This window comes from Arcicella sp. GW822-FHT02H01 (assembly GCF_058802005.1).
Genome location: NZ_JBXANT010000001.1, coordinates 1,958,720 through 1,980,740, shown reverse-complemented (window position 1 = coordinate 1,980,740; position 22,021 = coordinate 1,958,720). Strand labels below are relative to the sequence as shown.

Below are 22,021 nucleotides of genomic sequence, written 5' to 3'. Positions count from 1 at the left end.
AAAGCCACCCAGTTACGGATGGCTTCGGTGCAATAATTTATGTTTGGTTTAAGGATTTACTAATTGTAAATTAACAATTTTATTACCAGCTTTTATATCAGCCTGTAAAGATTCCAACGTAACAGCAGCACCAGTACCATCAATACTAACAATAGTAAATTCTATCGTACCAGTTGTGCCTGTAGGGTTACTTCCTGCTGCGTTTTTCAAGCCTGTAAGACTTAACGTTTTATCTGTATTCGTTAAAGTCCAGCTTCCTGTGAAAGTAGAGTTATCTTTAGCAGTTAATGTAGCCGCACCTGATGAAGTCAAGCTTAATTTATAATAACTATATCCAGCCTCGATGTTTGTTGCTTTTGTTTTGTTATAAACTTCGACACCTGCTTCTTTAGCAATACTTACTGTGAATGTTTTTGTTAGCTTTTCTTTCACAGAAGGCTCAACTGCATTTTTACCACCACAGCTACTTAATACTAAGATAAAGGCAAATAGAATAGGAAGGGATAGAATTAATTTTTTCATTATCATGTTAGATTTTTAATTTTTGAGAGATAAAAATGATAAAATAAATTGATTTCAGCAAATTTGATACAATATATAAAAAATAATTATGCTAAAAAAATACTCCAAATCTCAACTATCGTTAAGAAATGGTCAAGACCGTGATGAAATCTGGGTAGCCTACAAAGGTCATATTTATGATGTTACTCATTCAAGACTTTGGCGTAATGGTAAACATTACGAACATTGGGCTGGCCAAGACTTAACAGATGAACTAAAAGACGCACCACATACTGATAAAGTTTTTGAGAAATTTATTGTTGTGGGTGAATTGATTTAGCTACTTTTATATGACTACTACACTTAAAAAAAGGTTGCATTTCATTTTTATAATAATACATTTTAAATAGAAATAATGATTTTAATTGCAGAAAGTGGCTCAAGCAAAACAGACTGGCGAATGATTGCTCCTAATGGAAGCGTATCGCAAGTCAAAACGATTGGGCTGAATCCATATTATCAAACGACAGATGCTATTATTGAAGAATTACAGAAAAATTTATTGCCTTCTCTTAACAATCAAGTAGTTTCTGAGGTTTTTTATTATGGTACAGGCGTGACCAACGATGAAAAAGCAGACATTATTCGTTTGGCTTTTAAAGCAATTTTCACTGAGGTAACATCTATTGAGGTTCATAGTGATATGTTGGCGGCAGCACGTGCTTTGTGTGGACACACTGCTGGTATTGCCTGTATTTTAGGAACGGGTTCCAATTCTTGTTTTTATGATGGAAGCGATATTACTTTTCAGGTACCGCCCTTAGGTTTTTGGTTAGGTGATGAAGGGAGTGGAGGCTATCTTGGCAAACAATTAGTATTAAGTTATTTACACAAAGAAATGCCACAAGACATCCGTGAAAAATTTGAAAAACGTTTCGGTGCCAAAGACCGTCTGGAGGTGTTAGAAAATGCTTATCAGAAACCTTTTCCGAACAGATACTTTGCTTCATTTTCCAAATTTATTTTTGATAATAGGAATAATCAATTTACGTTTAAATTAGTAACAGATGCCTTTAGCCTATTTTTTGAAAAATACTTATTAAAGTATCCTGACTATCAGCAACACAAAGTTCATTTTACGGGTTCTGTCGCTTTTTATTATTCAGATATTCTTAGAAGAGTGGCTATCGAAAAAGGCTTTAGCGTAGGAATAATTATGGAAAGTCCCATTGCAGGATTAACCTTATATCATAAGCCATCAAAGTTGTAAAACCTCACTGAAAAATGAATTCTACTAAGCTATTAGATGTTTAAAATAAAGAGACAGCTCTTAGCTATATCAGAAGATGACGCTCAACGTTTTAAAAAGGATACATATTTATGGCTAATTATATTTTTGTATTACTTTTTTAGTAAAGAGTTATATTTTTGGTAGATTTTTGTCAAGCTTTGACCTTAGAATTGTAAATTAGGAAATGGTTTTAGTGATAATGTACAATTAAAAAAGGAGAATAATTTCATGGTAAATTACGATAGAAATTTAGGCACAAAACAGAAGGCTCTTCGCATCAATCTCGACCGCAGGATTTATGGCTCTTTTGCTGAAATCGGGGCGGGGCAAGATGTTGCGGCTAATTTTTTTAAGTCTGGAGGAGCATCAGGTACAATTGCAAAAACCATCTCAGCATACGACATGGCTTTCTCGGATGCGATTTATGGAGAAGAAGAGTCAGGGCGATATGTAGTAGAAGCCCGCTTAATGAAAATGCTTACGCGTGAGTATAAGTTATTGAATGTACGCTTGACGGAAATGGCTTCAGAACGTACATTCTTTGCTTTTGCTGATACTGTAGCTGCGTTAAACTATCAAAAAACTAATGATCCTCATGGTTGGATTGGACTACGTTTCCAACTTGAACCCAATGGAGCACCCAACGATGTTGTTATTCACGTAAGAATGAAAGACAATGATAACGTACTTCAGCAACAAGCTTTGGGGGTTATCGGTGTAAACCTGATGTACGGTTGTTTTTATTATAATGCTCAACCCGAAATTTTACTTCAATCTTTGATGGATGATTTATCATCCGACAGAATTGAGATTGATATGATTCGTTTCCGTGGGCCAGATTTTAAAGAGGTAGACGACCGCTTAATGTCGCTTCACCTTGTAAAAAATGGATTTACCAATGCAGCACTTTTTGGTCCAGATGGCAATGTGATGCAACCTTCTGAGGCGTTCTATAAAAAACATATTGTAGCAGTACGTGGTCGTTTCAGACCAGTGACGAATGTTTCGTTAGATATGATCAAAACGGGCTTAAAGCAGTTTGAAGCTGAGCCTGATGTGGATGATGATAAAGTGGTTTTATTAGCCGAGCTTACTTTAAAGAATTTACAAGCTGGAGGAGAGCAAATCAATGAAAGGGATTTCTTAGACCGTGTAGATATATTATGTTCACTTGGTCATACCGTATTAATTTCAAACTTCCATGAATATTATCGTTTAGTGCAATACCTAGGTGGTTTTACCAAACTTAGAATGGGCTTGATTCTGGGGATGCCTAACCTTGATTATATCTTTGAAGAAAAGCACTATACTAATATTACAGGAGGAATTCTTGCAGCATTCTCAACATTGTTTGCTCCTAAGATTAAATTGTATTTGCACCCTATGTTGAATGCTGACGGAGAAATTGTAACTACTAAAGAATTTACTCCTCCTTCACACCTTAAAGGATTGTTCCAATATTTGCAAGACAATGATAAGTTTGCGGATATTAAAAAATACGATAAAGACTTGCTGAAAATTAATACCGATGCAGTATTGAGATTGATACAGTCTGGCGAACCGGGATGGGAAGAATTAGTGCCGCCAGTAGTATCTAAATTGGTAAAAGGAAATTGTTTATTTGGTTATCCATGCGAGGTAACACCCGCATAAAATACCAAAATAGCTTTTTAGTAATATAATTCTCAATCCTTCGTCTTCCTATTAGGCGGTGACTTAAGTCACCGCCTAATAGGAAGACGAAGGATTTGAACTTTTTATAGCTTAATGGCTCTCACTACTTCTCTTTTCCCCCATATACCTACATGTTTTTCTACTTTAAATCCTGCTTGTTCCATTGCTCTTCTTACAACAGTTTTTGAGCAATAAGTAGTTAGGAATCCCCCTCTTTTTAAGAAAGATGCTACATGCGTAAATGTTTCTGCCGTCCAGAGTTCTGGTTGTGAAGAAGGAGCGAAGGCATCATAATAAACTACATCGAATAGTTGAGCCGTCTTAAAATCTTGAAGTGTACAGTTTACTTTTCGAAATGAAAAATTAGGTGATAGTTCAATATTTTCGTTCCAATTTACACGATGGAGTTTTTGAAGTAAATCTGTTTCTGTACCAGTCTGATAATTCAATGATGATACATCTTCTTCTGAAATAGGAAAAGGCTCAAGGGTAGTATAATGTACGTTGAGGTTGTTCTTTTGTGCTTCTAAGGCCGTTACCAAGGCATTCAAGCCAGTGCCAAAACCTATTTCTAACACGCTAATCTCCTTTGTTTCCTGCATTTTAGCCAACAATCCCAATTCAATATACACCCTTTGGGTTTCGTCTAAAGCACCCCGAACAGAATGATAATATTGGTTAAACGCTGTGCTGAATAAAGTAGTAAAACCGTCGTCAGTAATTCTTACTCTTTGCATTTTTTTTAGACAAAAGATTTTAGATATAAGACATTAGACAAAAGATTTTTAAAAACAAGAGATTAGTCATCAGATGGATAAACACATTTTAATAATAAAGACTTGACAATAAAAGCTTAATATCTTTCATCATCAAGTCCTATTTCAATAACTTTAGTCTAATGTCTAGAATCTAGTGTCTATTATCTCACCTACAACATTTCCACAAAATTATCAAACAAATAACGAGAATCGTGTGGGCCTGGTGATGCTTCAGGGTGATGCTGAACTGAGAAAGCAGGTTTGTCTACTCTTCTTAAACCTTCCACCGTTTTGTCGTTTAGGTTAATATGAGTAAGTTCTACATTTTCGTTTGCTTCCAATTCTCCCATTTTTACGGCAAAACCATGGTTTTGTGAAGTAATTTCTGATAGACCAGTTACCAAGTTTTTCACAGGGTGATTTAAACCACGGTGTCCGTTTTTCATTTTATATGTTGAAAGACCAGACGCTTGTGCCAAAATTTGGTGTCCTAAACAGATACCAAAAGTCGGGCTATCGTTATCAACAATTTCTTTTACTGTTTCAATAGCGTAAGGCATTACCGCAGGGTCGCCAGGGCCATTCGAGATAAAATATCCATCAGGATTCCACGCTTGCATCTCTGAATATGGCGTTTTAGCAGGGAATACTTTCAAATAACAATCTCTATCAGTAAGGTTACTTAAAATACTTTTCTTCACGCCTAAGTCTAATACAGCCACTTTATGTTCAGCATCAGGGTTGCCTAAGAAATAAGATTCTTGTGTACAAACTTGTGATGAAAGTTCAAGTCCTTCCATTTGAGGCACTTTAGCCAACTCCTTTTTTAATTCTTCCACATCTAAGATTTCAGAAGAAATAATACAGTTCATCACACCTACTTCACGAATGTGACGTACAATTTGACGCGTATCAACTCCTGAGATTCCTACGATTCCTGCCTTTTCAAAGTAATTTTGCAAAGAGCCATCAGATGTTTTACGTGAATGAATCGGTGAAAATTCATTACAAACCATTCCTGAAATTTTTATCGAGCCTGACTCTTCTTCTAAATCGTTAACAACTCCATAATTACCGATATGAGAAGTCGTATTTACAATTACTTGTCCGAAATATGAAGGGTCAGTATAAATTTCCTGATAGCCAGTCATACCTGTATTGAAGCAAATTTCTCCGCCACTCGTCCCGATTTTCCCAAGGGCGTTCCCTCTAAAAACTGTACCGTCTTCCAACAACAAAATAGCTGCTTGGCTTTGTGTTACTTTCATTTGATTGTTTCTTGGTTACTGTAAAGGTTGTACTATAAAAAAGGAGGTCAATTAATTTGACCTCCTAATAAAAATATTTTTAGAAACGATAAAACCGCCTTTTTTTGAAGGTAAATCTTTGGACATCTCCCAAAAGTTACTTGTAAAAACTGCTTGTATCATCATTTTTTTCATTTCTGGTACAAAGATAGGGAATAAAAGATTTTTGGACAAATCCAATATTCTTAATTTTGAAATAGAACATAAATTTATCGAAAAACATTCATCATCATTCATAATAAAAAAGCACAAACCCCAAAGAGTCTGTGCTTTTAATAGCTTGTTTATTGAAAACAGGTTTTCAATAACGATATTTTATTACAATACAGCTTCAGCCAAAACTAAGATATTGTTGTTCAATACTTCAACAACACCACCATCAATGATGAACTCTTGTTTGTCAGCCGCTAATGTTCCTTTTCCTAACGTCGAAACGATAGGAGCGTGGTCTTTCAAAATTTGAAAAGAACCATCTGTACCTGGTAGCGTAACGATGTCTACTTCACCAGAGAACACTTTCTTGTCGGGAGTAATAATTTGTAAATTCATTTCTATAAGAATTTGAAAATTTGAAAATCTGAAAGTTTGAAAAGAATTCAAATCAAAAGTGTGCCAATCGTTTTCAGATTAACACACTTTCAAATTTTCAAATTATTTCGATGCTTCAGCTACTAATCTTTCTCCTTTAGCAATAGCATCTTCGATACTACCTACTAAGTTGAAAGCAGCTTCAGGAAGGTGGTCATACTCTCCATCAATGATTGCGTTGAATCCTTTGATAGTGTCGTTAATATCAACCAATACTCCTTTTAAACCTGTAAATTGTTCAGCCACAAAGAATGGTTGTGACAAGAAACGTTGTACACGTCTAGCACGAGATACTACTAATTTATCATCTTCAGATAATTCGTCCAAACCAAGGATGGCGATAATATCTTGTAATTCTTTATAACGTTGAAGAATCTCTTTAACACGTTGAGCAGTGTTATAGTGAACATCACCTAAAATACTTGGAGATAAAATACGTGATGAAGAATCTAATGGATCCACAGCTGGATAGATACCTAATTCAGCAATCTTACGAGATAATACTGTAGTAGCATCTAAGTGAGTAAACGTAGTAGCAGGAGCAGGGTCAGTTAAGTCATCGGCAGGTACATAAACGGCCTGTACTGAAGTAATTGAACCTCTTTTTGTTGAAGTAATACGTTCTTGCATCGCACCCATTTCAGTAGCAAGCGTTGGTTGGTAACCTACCGCCGAAGGCATACGACCTAAAAGAGCCGATACCTCTGAACCTGCTTGTGTAAAACGGAAGATGTTATCGATAAAGAAAAGGATATCACGTCCTTGGTCTTCACCTTCAGCATCACGGAAATATTCAGCAACTGTCAAACCTGAAAGAGCAACTCTAGCACGAGCTCCAGGAGGTTCGTTCATTTGACCGAATACCAAAGTAGCTTGAGAACCTAAAAGAGCCTCTTCGTCTACTTTAGATAAATCCCATTCTCCTTTTTCCATCGCGTGTTTGAAATCTTCACCGTAACGAATTACGTTTGATTCAATCATTTCACGCAATAAGTCGTTACCCTCACGAGTACGCTCACCAACACCAGCAAATACCGAAAGACCTTCGTATGCTTTAGCGATGTTGTTGATAAGTTCCATAATTAATACAGTCTTACCCACACCAGCACCACCAAATAAACCAATTTTACCACCTTTTACATAAGGAGCAAGCAAGTCGATTACTTTGATACCTGTGAAAAGCACCTCAGTTGAAGTTGCCAATTCATCATACTTTGGGGCAAGACGGTGGATTGGCATTGATTTGTTAGATTTAGGCTGAGGAATACCGTCAATTGCCTCTCCAACTACATTGAAAAGACGTCCTTTGATGCTTTCACCAGTTGGCATAGACATTGGTTGACCTAAGTCATAAACGTCTTGACCTCTTTGAAGTCCTTCTGTTCCTTCCATTGCAATGGTACGAACTCGGTCTTCACCTAAATGTTGTTGTACTTCGAGAATAACTTTGGTGCCGTTGGCTTTTGTAACCTCCAAGGCATTCAAAATTGTGGGGAGATGAGAGTTAGCACCCTCGAAGCTCACGTCCACAACTGGTCCGATTACTTGCGTAACTTTCCCTGTATTGACTGCATTTGCCATTTGTATTGTGATTTTGTTATCTGATTGTCAAGTGATTACGTTTTTTATGTACTTAACGTAGTATTTCAGACTGCAAAACTACTTGGTAAAATTCAGATTAACAATTCTGTTTTTGGATTTTTACCATATTTTTTGCTTAAAAAGTATCGTTTTGTTGGATTGGTTTAAGAGTGGGCCTCAAAAATTATGATTTTTTCATGGTTTTTAGGACAGAATCACTTTTTGATCAATATCTTCTTAAAAGTATCCATTTCAACTCTTTTTGCAAATTCAGCAATTTTGTCAGTTTACTACAATGTTATTTCTTTATAGACTTAAGGAAGTTTGGATAAAAAAATACTTTAAACCGTAAATAATTTGTCAGACTTTCAACAAAGCATAATAATTACCAATTTTGTGCATTAGTAGTATTAGCAAAAACATTACTGCTAAGTTCATTCATTCTCTAGCGAGGGACTTAAGTCCCTCGCTAGAGAATGAATGACATGATATTTTTTAAAACAGCTTAATCGCCTTGCCTTAACAAAGCTTTAATTATCATATCAATATGCATTCAATACAATTCTGGAGAAACTGGCAGAAACCTTCTCGCATACTTTATTTTTTTTCATTAAGTATTTTGTCGTTCAGCCTAATTACCTTTATTTTCTTTTATTTTAAAGGTTTAGAAAATGTCATCCATTGGAACATACTTAGTGAACTAGGAGAAGTGCCTTTTATTCTAGACCAATTTAATATAGGCAAGGAAACGCTTTCGTTTCCTACCAAAACCTTTATTGTTACTGAGCAGTTTTTGGCATCGACAATGGAGATTAATCTTTTGGGCAATTATATTTTTATAGGACTTTTTGCCTTGGGTGTTATCCTAATACTGTCGGCACTTTCAGCGCTTGCACGGTTCTGGTATTTAATGGCGATGGGGCTTGTTATTTTGTTGTTGGTTACCTTCAATTTTGAATTATTGTATAATGTAACTAACCGATATTTTACGATAAGTTTGATTATACTCTATGCAGGGCTTAGTTATTACTTTCATGCTTTTCGCCCAACTATCAATATTTTTACAAGGTTTATAAGCTTCTTTTTCATTACTGTATTAGTCATATTATTCATTGCTTATACTGCTAAGGTAAATAGCCCTTTTTTATTATTAGCCAGTTACCGCACAGCAGGGGCGATGATATTGTGTGTTGCTTTTATTTTCATGATTGCTTACGAAATCATCCAAGGGTTCTTAGTGCTTACAACTTCTGCGAAAAGCCCACAGGCTTTAAAGAACTTTATCTTGATTTCCGCCATTTATCTTATTAATGTGTTGTTAGTTTTTTTGCATAACAATAAAACCATTGATTGGGAAATGATTTACATCAGTCCCTTTGTTTTGCTTGTTGTATCCACAACATTGAGTATTTGGGGTTTCAAAAAAAGATTAGCTGGCAATAAAGAAATCATCGATTTTGAATCGTCAGGAGCATTTATTTACCTTGGTTTAGCCATCATTACTTTTGCCACTAACGGGCAAGCCTTTGCGACTGGCAACGACCCAATGATTGAAGTATTAGAAGATGCTATTACCTATACACATTTGGCAATGGGTATCTTGTTTTTTATGTACGTTTTAGTAAACTTTCTACCACTTTTCAAACAAGGTTTTGAAGTACATAAAGTAGTTTTCAAACCTTTAAATTTACCCATTTGGACTACTAGAGTACTAGCTGTCATCGTGATTGCGGCACTGTTAGTCTTGAAAAATTTCTTTCCATTCCAACAAGCCAATGCAGCTTATTATAACGCCTTGGGCGATTATTATGCTTTTGATAAGCAATTTAGAATAGCAGAATCTGAATACCAGTCAGCCCTAATCTATGAATACCGAAACCATAAAACCAATTATGCCTTGGCGTCTTTGGCACTATGGCAAAATGATAATGAAAGAGCAGCCCTTTATTTTAGAAAAGCTTTAGCGAAGAATCCCTCAGCCTTTGCTTATGAAGGCTTGAGCCGTTCTTTCTATGAAGAAGAACATTTTTTTGATGCCATGTTTACGCTAAAAGAGGGATTACAAAAATTCCCTAATTCGGGTGAATTACAGAATAATCTAGCATATTTATACAACAAATCTAATTTAATAGATTCTACAGTGCTGTATTACGACATGGCGATTAAGAATGCCCAAAAACCAGCAGTTCCGTCAAGTAATCTTTTAGCGTTTTGGGCAATGAATGGCAAGAAACAAACGATAAAGGAGTTACTAGCTAAGCCAGAGAATATTCAATATGCTTCTTATCAGGCTAATGTTTCTGCGCTTAAGAACATTGCCAATGTGGAAGATGCTTCAAAGGATGATTGGAAGGTAATATTGTCGCCAGATTCTGTATTGAGCAATATATCAGACTTCGCTTGGATATATAATCAAACACTTTTTCAGAAATCACAAGGAGAGAAGTTTCCTTTGTTAAGATTAGCTGAATTAGAAGACAATGAAGCACATGCCGAGGATTTACACTTTGCAAACATTGTTCAAGAATATTATAAAGGAGATAAAATATCGACTTTCCAAAGCCTATATTCATTAGCCGCTGCCGACTCTACCGATAAAAAAGGGAAGTATTATCAATTATTATTAAATACTTTGCTGAAAAAAGAATCAGTAGAAAAAGTAGATATTTTAACATTGAAAAATCTGACTACTGATGGCTTGAAACAGCACCCTCTTAATGAATTAGTAGTACAAAAAGCCGTACAAATTTTTAATCAACAGAAACAAGGCGAAAAGGCTTATCAGGCCGTATTGAATGCGATAACTTGGCGGAAAGACTCTCCTGTTTTATATCAATTATATATTCTACAAGCCTTAGAAATTGGAATGAAAGAGTATGCGATAGATGGATTGGAGATACTACAAAAATTATCTCCAACCGACTATCAGCGTTTTCTGCCGACCTACCAAGCTAAAATACAATCCATAGAAAAGGTAAGTGCTGGTTTTCAGTAATTTTTTAAGTTTGTTTAATGTAAACTATTAGTGGGTCAAAAAAAGAAAAATAAATTGCGTTTTCTTTCGTCAGCCTATTAAATACAAATCTTTACCACTCAGGAAAAATGAAAATTATTGAAACTAGCCATATCTCCAGACGTTATGTAATGGGTGCAGAAGTAATTCAAGCCTTGAAAGATGTAAGTATTTCAGTGAGTAAAGGCGAATATGTAGCCTTTATGGGCCCGTCGGGTTCAGGAAAATCTACATTGATGAACATAATTGGTTGTTTGGATACCCCTTCTACTGGCAGGTACATACTAAATAATCAAGATGTAAGTGAAATGACTGAAAATGAATTGGCCACAGTTCGTAATAAGGAAATTGGGTTTGTTTTTCAAACGTTCAACTTATTGCCTCGCCAATCTTCTTTAGAGAACGTAGCGCTACCATTGATTTATGCAGGTTATAACAAAGCCGACCGTATTGAGAAAGCAATGTTAGCCCTAAAGGGTGTGGGACTAGAAAACCGTGCTGGACACAAACCTAATGAGCTTTCAGGGGGGCAACGCCAACGTGTAGCCATTGCCAGAGCATTAGTGAATGACCCTTCGATTCTATTAGCCGATGAGCCAACAGGTAACTTAGATTCTAAGACTTCTTACGAAATCATGGATTTGTTCGATCAGCTTTATTCTAAAGGAAATACCATTGTAATGGTAACGCACGAAGACGATATTGCTCAATATGCACACAGAATTGTAAGATTGCGTGATGGTTTAGTCGAATCTGATAAGATAAATAACAATGTCAAAAAGGCAAAAGACTTGATGGCAGGTCTTGAAGGACATTGAAAATGAATTTATTTGAAAATATTTTAACGTTATAAGTTGTTGATTATCATTGCCTTGGAATATTTTTAAAATTAAATGAAAAATATTTTAGATTTTTATTTAAGTGAATGCTTGCAGAATAAAATAACTTTCGTACCTTTGCAGTCCAATCAAATGGAAACAACACCGCAGGATGGAGCAGTAGGTAGCTCGTTGGGCTCAAGTTATTGTTAATTGAGAATTTTGAAAATTACTTTATCAAAGTTTTACAATCAATTTGCAAGAGGGCTGCGTAGAAAGAAATTTTTACGTGAAAGTTTGTCAAATTCGGGGAACCCTTTAAGTATGGCAATCCCGAGCCAAGCCTTAGAAATAAGGAAGGTGTAGAGACTGAATGGCAGATACCTTAACGATTAGGTCGAAGGTAAAGAGACAGTCCAGACCACAAACCAGTAGGGTAGCGAAAGCTATAGTGGTAAGCATAACCCAAAGGTCACAGGTTCGAGTCCTGTTCCTGCTACACAGAATAAAGCCAATTATTTGATATTCAAGTAATTGGCTTTTTTGTTTTTATTTTAGATTAGAGAAATGATAAACACCAAACACAAAGGAGATATAGCAGAACAAGCGGTTGTTCTAGAAGCTTTAAAGAAGGGCTGGAATGTTTTGAGACCCATTGGTGATAGAATGCCGTACGATTTGGTTTTTGATATTGGAGACAGGTTTATTAAAATACAAGTGAAAAGTGCTTGGTTTGATGAAAAACGACAAAATTATGTTGTTGATAATCGCAGAACAAAAACAAATAGAAGAATAATGTTAAGGGAGAGGTATTGTGAAACCGACTTTGACTTTGCCATTGTTTATCTTGAAGAAATACATATTTTTTACATTATTCCTGTTGGAATTTTTATTAGTTATAGCTCTGAAATTCATTTAGTTGAATCAGAAAGAAGGCAAAGAAAACCTAAATCTGCAGATTATCGTGAAGCATGGTATTTATTGAATAATAATTTAGTAAATCAACAACGAATAGCAGAAATCAACTTCTAATCGCATGGAACAACTCAATCATAAAGCAGGCTTTGTCAGTATTGTCGGAAAACCAAACGTCGGAAAATCTACTTTGATGAATGTCTTGGTGGGTGAACGCCTTTCAATTATTACTTCAAAGGCACAAACTACTCGCCATCGTATCATGGGTATCTTGAATGGTACGCATAAAGGAACTGATTTTCAATTGGTTTACTCTGACACGCCTGGAATTATTCTTCCAAAATACGAGTTACATAAATCAATGATGACTTTCGTGCATAGTTCTTTAGAAGATGCCGATGTTATTTTGTTTGTTACAGATATTTTTGAGAAGTATGATGAAGACGATGTTATTAATAAATTAGCTAGAATTGACCATGTGCCTGTTTTGTTGTTAATCAACAAGATTGATTTAGCAACTCCAGAACAGGTGGAAGAAAAGATAGCCCATTGGCGCGAACGTTTCCCAACACAAGCTATTATTCCGATTTCTGCCTTGAAAGAAGAAAATATTGGTCAGATTTTTGATTCTATCGTTGAACAATTGCCATTACATCCTCCATATTTTGATAAAGAGGAATTAACTGATAAGCCCGAACGTTTTTTTGCATCAGAGATTTTAAGAGAGAAAATCTTCTTGAATTATAAAAAAGAGATTCCTTATTCTTGCGAAGTAGTAATCGTCTCATTTAAAGAAGAAGACAATCTTATCAGAATCTCAGCAGAAATTTATGTAGAAAGAGTAACACAAAGAGCGATTCTGATTGGTCATAAAGGAGAATCTATCAAAAAAGTAGGTACTCAGGCACGTGAAGCAATGGAGAAATTCTTTGGTAAAAAAGTGTTCTTAGAGCAATTTATCAAAGTAGAACCAGACTGGCGCTCAAAAGCACAAAAAGTAAAATCATTTGGTTATAGTCAAGACTAATGAATTTGAAAATTTGAAAGTGTGCTAATTTGAAAATTAATACTTAAATGATTTTTAAAATATAATTAGCTCAAAGCTGAAAGCTCACTGCTGATAGCCGACAGCCATTCTACCCTAATTTTTAACAGTATATTATAATCTTTAACGTTGAGGTGCTTGTTAAGCCAAGATTGAGCGACTGATATTCAGGAAATTAATCATAAAAGGTACGCAGGGAACAGCTCAAAAAATTAAAAAATGTCAAACATTGTTGCAATTGTAGGTCGCCCAAACGTGGGTAAATCTACCCTTTTTAATCGCCTTATCGAACAGAAAAAGGCCATTATGGATAACGTTTCGGGCGTTACACGTGACCGCCACTATGGATATGGTGAGTGGATTGGTAAATTTTTCACCATTATTGATACTGGTGGATATGTACATGGTTCTGATGATACCTTTGAAGGTGCCATCCGTGAACAAGTAGAAATGGCAATCGAAGAAGCAGACATTTGCTTGTTTGTAGTAGATTGTTCTACAGGAGTAACCGATTTAGATAAAGACTTTGCTAAAGTGCTTCGTCGTTCAAAAAAACCTGTTTATATTGTAGCCAATAAAGCTGATACTTATGAAAAAGGTATGGAAGCTGTTGAGTTTTATGAATTAGGAATGGGCGAGCCTTATCCTATTGCAGCAGAAAGCGGTTCGGGAACAGGAGATTTATTAGATGCTGTAGTGAGCCATTTCCCTGAAGAAGGAATTGAAAACCCGAATGCTGGTATTCCGAAAATTGCTATTTTAGGTAAGCCAAACGTAGGTAAATCATCTTTCTTGAATGCGCTATTAGGAAAAGAAAGAAGTATCGTAACAGATATAGCGGGTACAACGCGTGATGCTATTGATAATCACTATACCTTATTTGGGAAAGATTTTATCATTACTGATACTGCTGGTATTCGTAGAAAAGCTAGGATTGATGATAACATTGAATATTATTCAATATTACGTTCAATCAAAGCGATGGAAGAATGTGATGTAGCAGTGATTATTGTTGATGCTACAACGATTGACGTTCAGACGGGTTTGCAAGCACAAGATATGAACATCGTATCAATGGCTGATAAAGCTAAAAAAGGTATCGTGTTGATGATTAATAAGTGGGATTTGGTTGAGAAAGATTCAATGACTGCAAAACGCATTGAAGATGCTGTTCGTCAAAGAATGGCACCAATCAATTATATGCCAATTATTTTTACTTCTGTAAAAGATAAACAGCGTATTTTCCAAGCAGTAGAAAAAGTTTTGGAAGTGTATGAAAACAAAACCAGAAAAATTCCTACTTCTAAATTAAATGATGTGATGTTGAAAGTGATTGAAAACTATCCTCCGCCAGCTTGGAAAGGGAAGTATATCAAAATCAAATACATGACTCAATTACCAACTAAAGCACCATCGTTTGTGATGTTCTGTAATTTACCTCAGTATATTCGTGAGTCTTACGAACGTTATTTAGAAAATCAAATGCGTGAGCACTTTGATTTTACAGGTGTACCGATTCAGATATTTTTTAGAAAAAAATAATAATATACATCATGAAAATGATTTCAGCATCTTGGTTACTTCTCGCTATCAGCCCTCAAGGCATGAGATAAGTAACTATTTGATATGAATTTATTAAAAAGACCTTTCTCAGCAATGTGAAGGGTCTTTTTGTTTTTACCTTAACTTAAAATAAACCATGACGAAAAAAAGTAAGTTTCAGTATTTTGTTGGAGTAATGTTAGTATTGACAGGCGCAATTTTATTTGCAGGAAAAGCTGTTCTGGTAAAATATAATTATCTACATTATCACGTAGATACGGTTTCTCTGTTAGCCCTACGAATGTTGTTCTCAGCACCATTTTATCTGATAATTCTATTCTTTCAACAACAAAAACAACAAGACCAAGTAAAGCTTACTACGCGACAATGGTTTTGGATGTTTGCTATCGGGTTAGTCGGGTATTATTTGGCTTCATTGTTTGATTTCTGGGGCTTAAATTATATCACTGCCAGTGTAGAACGCCTCATCCTCTTTATATATCCTACTATTGTAGTAATCATATCGGCCATTTTTTTAAAGAAGCCTATTTATAAAATTCAGTACTTAGCTTTAATAATTACCTATCTGGGCGTAGCGATTGCTTTTGTCCCTGACTTGCAATTAGGTTTGCAAAAAGACTTAGTAATTGGCTCAATCCTGATTTTCTTAAGTGCCTTTACTTATGCGTTATATTTAATAGGCAGTGGCGAAATGATTCAAAAGGTTGGTGCTCTACGATTTACTTGCTATGCCATGCTTATTTCTACAGGGATGGTTATCGTGCATTACTTTATTGCGGGAGAAAAGGGATTACTCTCTTATGAAGCAGGAGCTTATTGGCTGAGCCTTGCGATGGCTGTATTTTCTACGGTTATTCCTTCATTTATGATTTCTGAAGGAATAAGACGCATTGGCTCAGGCAATGCGTCTATTATTGGAAGTATCGGGCCAGTAGCCACGATTATTATGGCTAATATTTTTTTAGATGAAAATATCACTGCTTGGCAATTAGCAGGAACTTTCGTTGTGTTATCTGGCGTGTTAATGATTTCTTGGAAAGGGAAATGATTGCTTTATTCTTTTTCTAACAATGAAGTATCCAATTTGGCGATGCTTCCTCTTCCTCCAACTGCCCAAATGCCATTTCCCATAATACTAATGGCATGAAAAGCGGAGGTGTCGATAGCTTTCCACGACTTTCCAAAATCTTTAGAATAACTAGTTCCTGATGGCCCAACGGCTATCAGGATTTTTTTCTTATAAACCGCTACCCCTTCTTTCAAACCCGCAGGGTTTGTTTGGGGAGCATCAACCCAAGTTTTACCGCCATCGCTTGTCAGTAAAACATTTGGTATAGCTTTATTAACTTCTAAATAATCACCACCCACAGCAATACCATGATTAGTATCCCAGAACCTCATACCAAATAATCCGCTGGCTTGGCTCGCCGACATCGTCGTGTTGATTACTTCCCAATTATTACCTTGATTTGTACTTCTGAAAATTCTTGAGTTTTTGGCTCCACCAGTACATATATATACATTACTTTTTTCTGAAACAATCAAACTTGTTCCACTTGCAGCAAAAGCTGCTTCGCCTTCTTGGTTAGTAGGAATATTCTCTGGATTAATCGGCGTCCAAGTCTTGCCACCATCTTTTGTTTTAATAATAAAGAAATGTCCGTTAATAGGGTCACTAAAAGCGATACCATTTTGTTTATCCCAAAAATCGATACCATCAAAGAAAACGCCTTTCTCATTAGTTTGATAAACGATATTCCAAGTTTTACCACCATCTTCAGTGCGGTATATTTTAGCATTTCCTTTTTCAGCTTCGCCTGCACTCATCAAGATAGCCTTGTTTGCATCGAAAGCATGGATGTCTCTAAAATCCAATTTTTCGGCTTCAGATACTTGCTTTACCTCCCAAGTTTTTCCTCCATCAATCGTTTTAATAAAAGTCCCTTTTGAGCCACCCATCCAAACGATTTTATCGGATACAGCATGCACAGCCCTAAAGCTTGCATCGGTCGCTATGTTTTGTTTAAGCCATTGAGCATGTGCATGAATGGAAACTAGCATTAGGAATAAGGAGGTAAAATACTTAAGGGTCGTCATTGATGAAAAGATTTAATGTTAAATGATTTGAATTACGAATGTACAAAAAGCCCAATAAAAAAGCCTTCTCAATTTTGTTGAGAAGGCTTTAAAATGATTTTTAAAATTATCTATTAACAATAATACGTTTTGTTAAATCAAAATTTGCTGCTTTGAAACGAAGCATATATTCGCCTTCATTGTTATTTCTTAAATCAATAATTACTTTGCCTTTGATAGTTGGTAAAGTTCCAGCATAAATCTGTCTTCCTAAAAGGTCATAAATCAAAATCTCTGGATTGTCATAATCAGCTAACGTTTCAATGGTTAACAAACCGTTGCTTGGGTTAGGATAGATAGATAATCCTGCGAAACTTGGGTCTTCTTTGAAAGAAAATGCTTTAGAGAAATTTGAAAAACATGCTAACTGACCACCTGGTGCTGAAGGAATAGCAAACAATGTTTTAATTCTCGCTGTATAGTCTCCAAATCTATTGGCTTTAATGATTCCTTCTTTGAAGGCTAATACTTCCGAACCATACTTCCATTCATATTCGTTTCCAGCAGGGAAATTAACCGCTTTTAAAGTATAAGTACCGTCTTTTTCAATAGATGCTGCTGATGCATCAGGGTTGTTTCTAACAATGATGTTAATCGGTGCTGATTTTGGTGAAATACAACCCGTGCTAGTATTTTTCGCAAATGCAGTATATTCTCTTGAAATATCCACAAAAGTACCTTGGCTATTAATAGAAGTTAAATTAAGGGTTTTTCCTACAAAGCCTGTGCTCCATGTTACTTCAAAAGTACTTGTTGCTACTAAGTTTACAGTATTGATTTTGCTATAATCATCATTACTTCTTGAACAGAATATTGTTGCGCCATCAGCAGCAATCGTTGGTGCATCTGGTACAGGCAAAGCAACTGTTGATACTAAGTCAGACGAAGGAGAAATACATCCACGTGGGTCAATTACTTTTACAGAGAAAGTACCTGTAGTTTTTACTGTAATAGACTTTGTTGAATCTTTACTACTCCATATATACTTTGTTTTTTCGCCATTGATTAAATCCGAAGAAGTAATAATTACGCTTTGGTCTGCACAGAAAGATAAATTTCCACTTGAAGTAATCGTTGGTTTAGCAGGTAATGCATAAACAGTCACTTTTACTAAGTCAGACGAAGGCGAAGTACAGTTATTTGCATCAATAACAGCTACTGTCAAATCTCTAGAAGTACTTAACGTAATTGAGCGAGTAGTTTCGTTGTTACTCCAAATATATTTAACATTTGGCGTTGATGTTAAAGTAACTGAGCCACCATCACAAAATGCGATTGGCCCACTTGCTGTAACGACAGGTTTCGCAGGAAGCGCATTTACTTTAATCGTTGTAGTATCTGATGATTTAGACACACAACCTTTGGCATCAATTATTTGCAAAGCATATTTTCCTGCTAATTTAATATTAGCGATAGTTCTGGTAGTTGCACCTGTGTTCCAATTATAGCTAAAGCCCGCTGTTGAAGTAAGGGATATTGTATCGCCAGCACAAATGGTAGCATTTAATTTTGATGACGTAATAACTGGCTTAGTTGGTAATACCAGCGATGTTAGTTTTACGGGTTCAGATATAGGCGAATAACATCCTATTTGCTTTTCTGTAGCTATTACCTGAATGGTAGCTGTTTTGTTGAAAGACTTCACCAAACTTGTTGTACCTAAACTGTCTTGTTTTACACCATTAATATACCATAGATATTTTGACGTTAAAGCACTACTGTCTGCTTTTAATGATACGCTTTTATCTTCACAAAACTCTAATGCACTAGCTGTAATAACAGGCTTGCTAGGAATAGGAATCGCTTTTACAGCAACAGGGTCAGAAATAGGAGAAAGACACCCTATTCTAGATTCTACAGAAACTACTTGAATATTGCCAGTTTGTGTGAATTTATCTATATGGCTTACAGTACCTAAATTATCTTGTTTTACACCATTTACATACCATTGGTAGCTTTTTATAAACTGAATACTATCTACTTTGAGGCTAGTACCGAAGTCTTCACAAAAAACAGGAGCTGAAGCCGTAATTTTAGGCTTAGGCAATGAATAAAATTCTACAAAAACCTGACCATCTGCATAAGCCGGAGCTTGAGGACATTCAGGTGAAACAACTGAAAGATAATAATAACCAGAAACTTTAGTTTTCAATACAGGAGTACCGAAGCCTTCAGTAGAAGGGTCAATATGATTTGGAGATGGGAAAGCACTAATCATTCGCTGCCATCTATATTCATAATTAGGATTAGTTATATTAGACTTTAAAGTAACTGCATCGCCATCACAGGCAATAATTTTATCCTGAGTAATATGTGGAAGTTGTGGTGCTGATAAATATTTTACATCCAAATGATTTGAATGTAAGCTAACACCATTTCCTACGATAGTACAAGTAGCATAAACGGTAGTATTTGCAGTGATTTCTAAGAATTTTAACTCAGTAGTAGGAGTATTTAACCCTAAATCGCGTCCATTAGAATCGTACCAAGTGATTGTTCCAGTATTACAACCAGAAGATCTTAATACTACAACGCTTCGAGGATCACCAATAGCTTGGTAGCCACATCTATCTATTCCTACATATTGAACAGTTGGAGCGTCTGGAATGGATGTGTTTGTGGTGTTCTTATTCTCTTCTGAAATTGAAGTAGAACCATTCGCTAAGACAACACCAAAAGACGCTATCAGAAAGGAAATGACTAAGAGTGTTCTTTGAGTAAAGTTGTTCATAATTAAAATATTTTTTTTTGGTAAAATTTTTAGGTTGAGATTTTAGAAAGCACTAGAAATTCCGCTTTAATGCTCGTAGCAATTTACTTATTTTATTCTAAATAAATGCTATGCCTTGTAAAGTATGGAGTAAAAATAAGACAGGACTCGCTTAAAACCATAAAAAAAACATTAAACTTTTTGATTTAGATAATTTAAGCGCTTTGCTGTATTGGATTTAGTCATTATTAAATCTATTTATTTCAAAATTTCAGGGTATTGATACAATTTAAAACCCTCATAAATCGTGTTGTAATATAGTATTAAGTTGATTTTATAAATAAAAATTTGTATTTAATTACATTAATTTCACAAAACATATACCTTTGTATAATTATTAATAATTTTATATTTTTTATAAAAAATTTGTGATAACTCGACGATTTTAAATGAATATTCGCAAGTTACCCTCAGCCAGTCACGCTTTTAAATATCCTTTATTGATTAAAAGTATTCTTGCTTATTCTACAATTTTGGAACCTCATAACGAAATTGTTTATAAAGACTCGTTACGATATAATTATTTCGAACTGAATCGCAGAGTTCGAAAACAAGCAAATGTTTTCAAAAACATGGGGCTGGATGGTGGCAAAACTGTTGCCGTGATGGACTATGATTCTCATAGATACTTGGAGTGTTTCTTTGGCATTCCCATGACGGGCAATGTATTACATACCATCAATTGGCGACTTTCACCTGCTCAGATATTATATACTATTAATCATGCGGAAGACGAAGTAATTATTTGTCACGTTGATTTTTTACCACTTCTGGCATCTTTATTTGATGAAATAACTACCGTTAAAAGTATTATTGTTTGTACTGATAATGGCGAATATATTAACAACACTTCGTTACCAATAATAGGCGAATACGAGGCTCTATTAGAAAATGCTGCTGATGAATATGACTTCGAGGACTTTGACGAAGATGCTGTAGCTACTACCTTTTACACTACTGGTACAACAGGCAATCCTAAAGGGGTATATTTTACTCATCGTCAGTTAGTCTTGCATACCTTATCCATCAGCGTAACATTCAGTGCGATAGATGGTGCTTGTCGTTTTAATAATACCGATGTATATATGCCACTTACGCCCATGTTTCATGTACACGCATGGGGCTTTCCTTATGTGGCTACGATGTGTAATACTAAGCAAGTGTATGTTGGCAAGTTTGAGCCTGAAATGGTATTGAAATGTTTTGTGAAAGAAAAAGTTACCTTTTCACATTGCGTGCCTACTATTTTACAGATGTTTGTTTCACATCCAGCTACGCAACAAATTGATTTATCTCAATGGAAAGTAGTCATTGGAGGTTCTGCTTTACCAGAGGCTTTGGCTAAAGCAGCTTTACAAAGAGGAATAGATGTAATTACAGGATATGGGATGTCTGAGACCTGCCCGATTTTATCAACAGTGCACTTGAACCCTGAAGATGCAAAAAATCCAGATATAGATTTTCAAGTAAAAGCCCGTACGCGTTCTGGAACGCCTGCTATTTTAGTTGATTTACAGTTGTTAACAGAAGATGGAAGTATTGCTAACAAAGACGGAGAGACCATCGGAGAAGTGACAGCAAGAACACCGTGGTTGACACAAGGTTATTTTAATGAACCCGAAAAGTCGGAGGATTTGTGGGAAGGAGGATGGTTGCATACTGGCGACGTGGCTACAATGAACCAGCATCATTCCTTAAAAATAACAGATAGAATAAAAGATGTGATAAAGTCTGGAGGGGAATGGGTAAGCTCTATCGCCTTGGAAAGCCTCATTGGAAAACATGAAGCTGTTCAGGAAGTGGCAGTGGTGGGGATTCCAGATACAAAATGGGGCGAACGTCCACATGCGATGATTGTACTGAAACAAGACCAAAGTCTGAGCAAAGAAGATTTGAAGAATTTTTTGCAAAAGTATGTGGATGATAAAACAATCACTGCTTGGACAATCCCAACATCGGTTGATTTCGCCAAAGCTATCCCGAAAACATCAGTCGGGAAAATTGACAAAAAAGTGATTAGAACTTTGTTGCCAATCTAAAGAAGAAAAATCTTTCATAACG

Annotated in this window: 17 protein-coding genes and 1 tRNA gene; 11 read left to right on the top strand and 7 right to left on the bottom strand. The window is 35.7% G+C overall.

The annotated features are described in order from the left end of the window. Window positions 1–48 precede the first annotated feature (48 nt). On the bottom strand, window positions 49–522 hold the full coding sequence (locus AC1RNE_RS08385) for a hypothetical protein (RefSeq protein ID WP_492800564.1): 474 nt from the start codon (window positions 520–522) through the stop codon (window positions 49–51). Window positions 523–610: 88 nt separating this feature from the next. Between AC1RNE_RS08385 and AC1RNE_RS08380 the strand changes: the two genes are divergently transcribed. The 3 genes from AC1RNE_RS08380 (at window position 611) to AC1RNE_RS08370 (ending at window position 3,445) form a co-directional block, all read left to right on the top strand. Continuing rightward, window positions 611–841 carry a cytochrome b5 domain-containing protein gene (locus AC1RNE_RS08380; RefSeq protein WP_492800563.1) on the top strand — a complete coding sequence of 77 codons (231 nt, stop codon included), beginning with the start codon at window positions 611–613 and terminating at the stop codon, window positions 839–841. 75 nt (window positions 842–916) lie between these two features. Beyond that, the gene (locus AC1RNE_RS08375) at window positions 917–1,771 is read left to right on the top strand and encodes an N-acetylglucosamine kinase (protein ID WP_492800562.1); all 855 of its coding nucleotides are present in this window, start codon (window positions 917–919) and stop codon (window positions 1,769–1,771) included. Window positions 1,772–2,020: 249 nt separating this feature from the next. Then, entirely contained in the window at window positions 2,021–3,445 is a 1,425-nt protein-coding gene (locus tag AC1RNE_RS08370) for a TonB-dependent receptor (protein ID WP_492800561.1), read from the top strand. 104 nt (window positions 3,446–3,549) lie between these two features. On the opposite strand, the gene mnmC2 is transcribed toward AC1RNE_RS08370, so the two are convergent. The 4 genes from mnmC2 to atpD form a co-directional block, all read right to left on the bottom strand. Then, the gene (gene mnmC2, locus AC1RNE_RS08365) at window positions 3,550–4,203 is read right to left on the bottom strand and encodes a tRNA (5-methylaminomethyl-2-thiouridine)(34)-methyltransferase MnmC2 (protein ID WP_492800560.1); all 654 of its coding nucleotides are present in this window, start codon (window positions 4,201–4,203) and stop codon (window positions 3,550–3,552) included. A gap of 191 nt (window positions 4,204–4,394) precedes the next feature. Further along, on the bottom strand, window positions 4,395–5,492 hold the full coding sequence (carA, locus tag AC1RNE_RS08360) for a glutamine-hydrolyzing carbamoyl-phosphate synthase small subunit (protein WP_492800559.1): 1,098 nt from the start codon (window positions 5,490–5,492) through the stop codon (window positions 4,395–4,397). A 357-nt stretch (window positions 5,493–5,849) separates the two neighbouring features. Beyond that, window positions 5,850–6,080, bottom strand: coding sequence for an ATP synthase F1 subunit epsilon (gene atpC, locus AC1RNE_RS08355; protein WP_492800558.1), 231 nt, complete (start codon window positions 6,078–6,080; stop codon window positions 5,850–5,852). Between the two features lie 102 nt (window positions 6,081–6,182). After that, window positions 6,183–7,700, bottom strand: coding sequence for a F0F1 ATP synthase subunit beta (gene atpD, locus AC1RNE_RS08350; RefSeq protein ID WP_492800557.1), 1,518 nt, complete (start codon window positions 7,698–7,700; stop codon window positions 6,183–6,185). Window positions 7,701–8,247: 547 nt separating this feature from the next. On the opposite strand from atpD, the gene AC1RNE_RS08345 reads away from it, so the two are divergent. From AC1RNE_RS08345 to AC1RNE_RS08315, 7 genes are all read left to right on the top strand, one after another. Next, window positions 8,248–10,695, top strand: a complete 2,448-nt coding sequence (locus AC1RNE_RS08345; RefSeq protein WP_492800556.1) for a tetratricopeptide repeat protein — start codon at window positions 8,248–8,250, stop codon at window positions 10,693–10,695. A 107-nt stretch (window positions 10,696–10,802) separates the two neighbouring features. Continuing rightward, window positions 10,803–11,531 carry an ABC transporter ATP-binding protein gene (locus AC1RNE_RS08340; protein WP_492800555.1) on the top strand — a complete coding sequence of 243 codons (729 nt, stop codon included), beginning with the start codon at window positions 10,803–10,805 and terminating at the stop codon, window positions 11,529–11,531. 430 nt (window positions 11,532–11,961) lie between these two features. Then, window positions 11,962–12,030: transfer RNA gene (locus tag AC1RNE_RS08335), tRNA-OTHER, on the top strand. Between the two features lie 68 nt (window positions 12,031–12,098). Beyond that, window positions 12,099–12,563: a group I intron-associated PD-(D/E)XK endonuclease gene (locus tag AC1RNE_RS08330; RefSeq protein WP_492800554.1), complete on the top strand. Its 465-nt coding sequence runs from the start codon at window positions 12,099–12,101 to the stop codon at window positions 12,561–12,563. Window positions 12,564–12,567: 4 nt separating this feature from the next. Further along, window positions 12,568–13,473 carry a GTPase Era gene (era, locus tag AC1RNE_RS08325; protein WP_492800553.1) on the top strand — a complete coding sequence of 302 codons (906 nt, stop codon included), beginning with the start codon at window positions 12,568–12,570 and terminating at the stop codon, window positions 13,471–13,473. Window positions 13,474–13,710: 237 nt separating this feature from the next. Then, window positions 13,711–15,033, top strand: a complete 1,323-nt coding sequence (gene der, locus AC1RNE_RS08320; RefSeq protein ID WP_492800552.1) for a ribosome biogenesis GTPase Der — start codon at window positions 13,711–13,713, stop codon at window positions 15,031–15,033. 157 nt (window positions 15,034–15,190) lie between these two features. Further along, window positions 15,191–16,102, top strand: a complete 912-nt coding sequence (locus AC1RNE_RS08315) for a DMT family transporter (protein WP_492800551.1) — start codon at window positions 15,191–15,193, stop codon at window positions 16,100–16,102. Window positions 16,103–16,107: 5 nt separating this feature from the next. Here the strand turns inward: AC1RNE_RS08315 and AC1RNE_RS08310 are convergent, their stop codons facing one another. Further along, window positions 16,108–17,151: a WD40/YVTN/BNR-like repeat-containing protein gene (locus tag AC1RNE_RS08310; protein WP_492800550.1), complete on the bottom strand. Its 1,044-nt coding sequence runs from the start codon at window positions 17,149–17,151 to the stop codon at window positions 16,108–16,110. A 106-nt stretch (window positions 17,152–17,257) separates the two neighbouring features. After that, window positions 17,258–19,921 carry a T9SS type A sorting domain-containing protein gene (locus AC1RNE_RS08305; RefSeq protein WP_492800549.1) on the bottom strand — a complete coding sequence of 888 codons (2,664 nt, stop codon included), beginning with the start codon at window positions 19,919–19,921 and terminating at the stop codon, window positions 17,258–17,260. Between the two features lie 428 nt (window positions 19,922–20,349). On the opposite strand from AC1RNE_RS08305, the gene AC1RNE_RS08300 reads away from it, so the two are divergent. Further along, complete coding sequence (locus AC1RNE_RS08300) at window positions 20,350–21,999, top strand: fatty acid--CoA ligase (protein ID WP_492800548.1); 1,650 nt, start codon at window positions 20,350–20,352, stop codon at window positions 21,997–21,999. The last annotated feature ends 22 nt before the right edge of the window (window positions 22,000–22,021 follow it).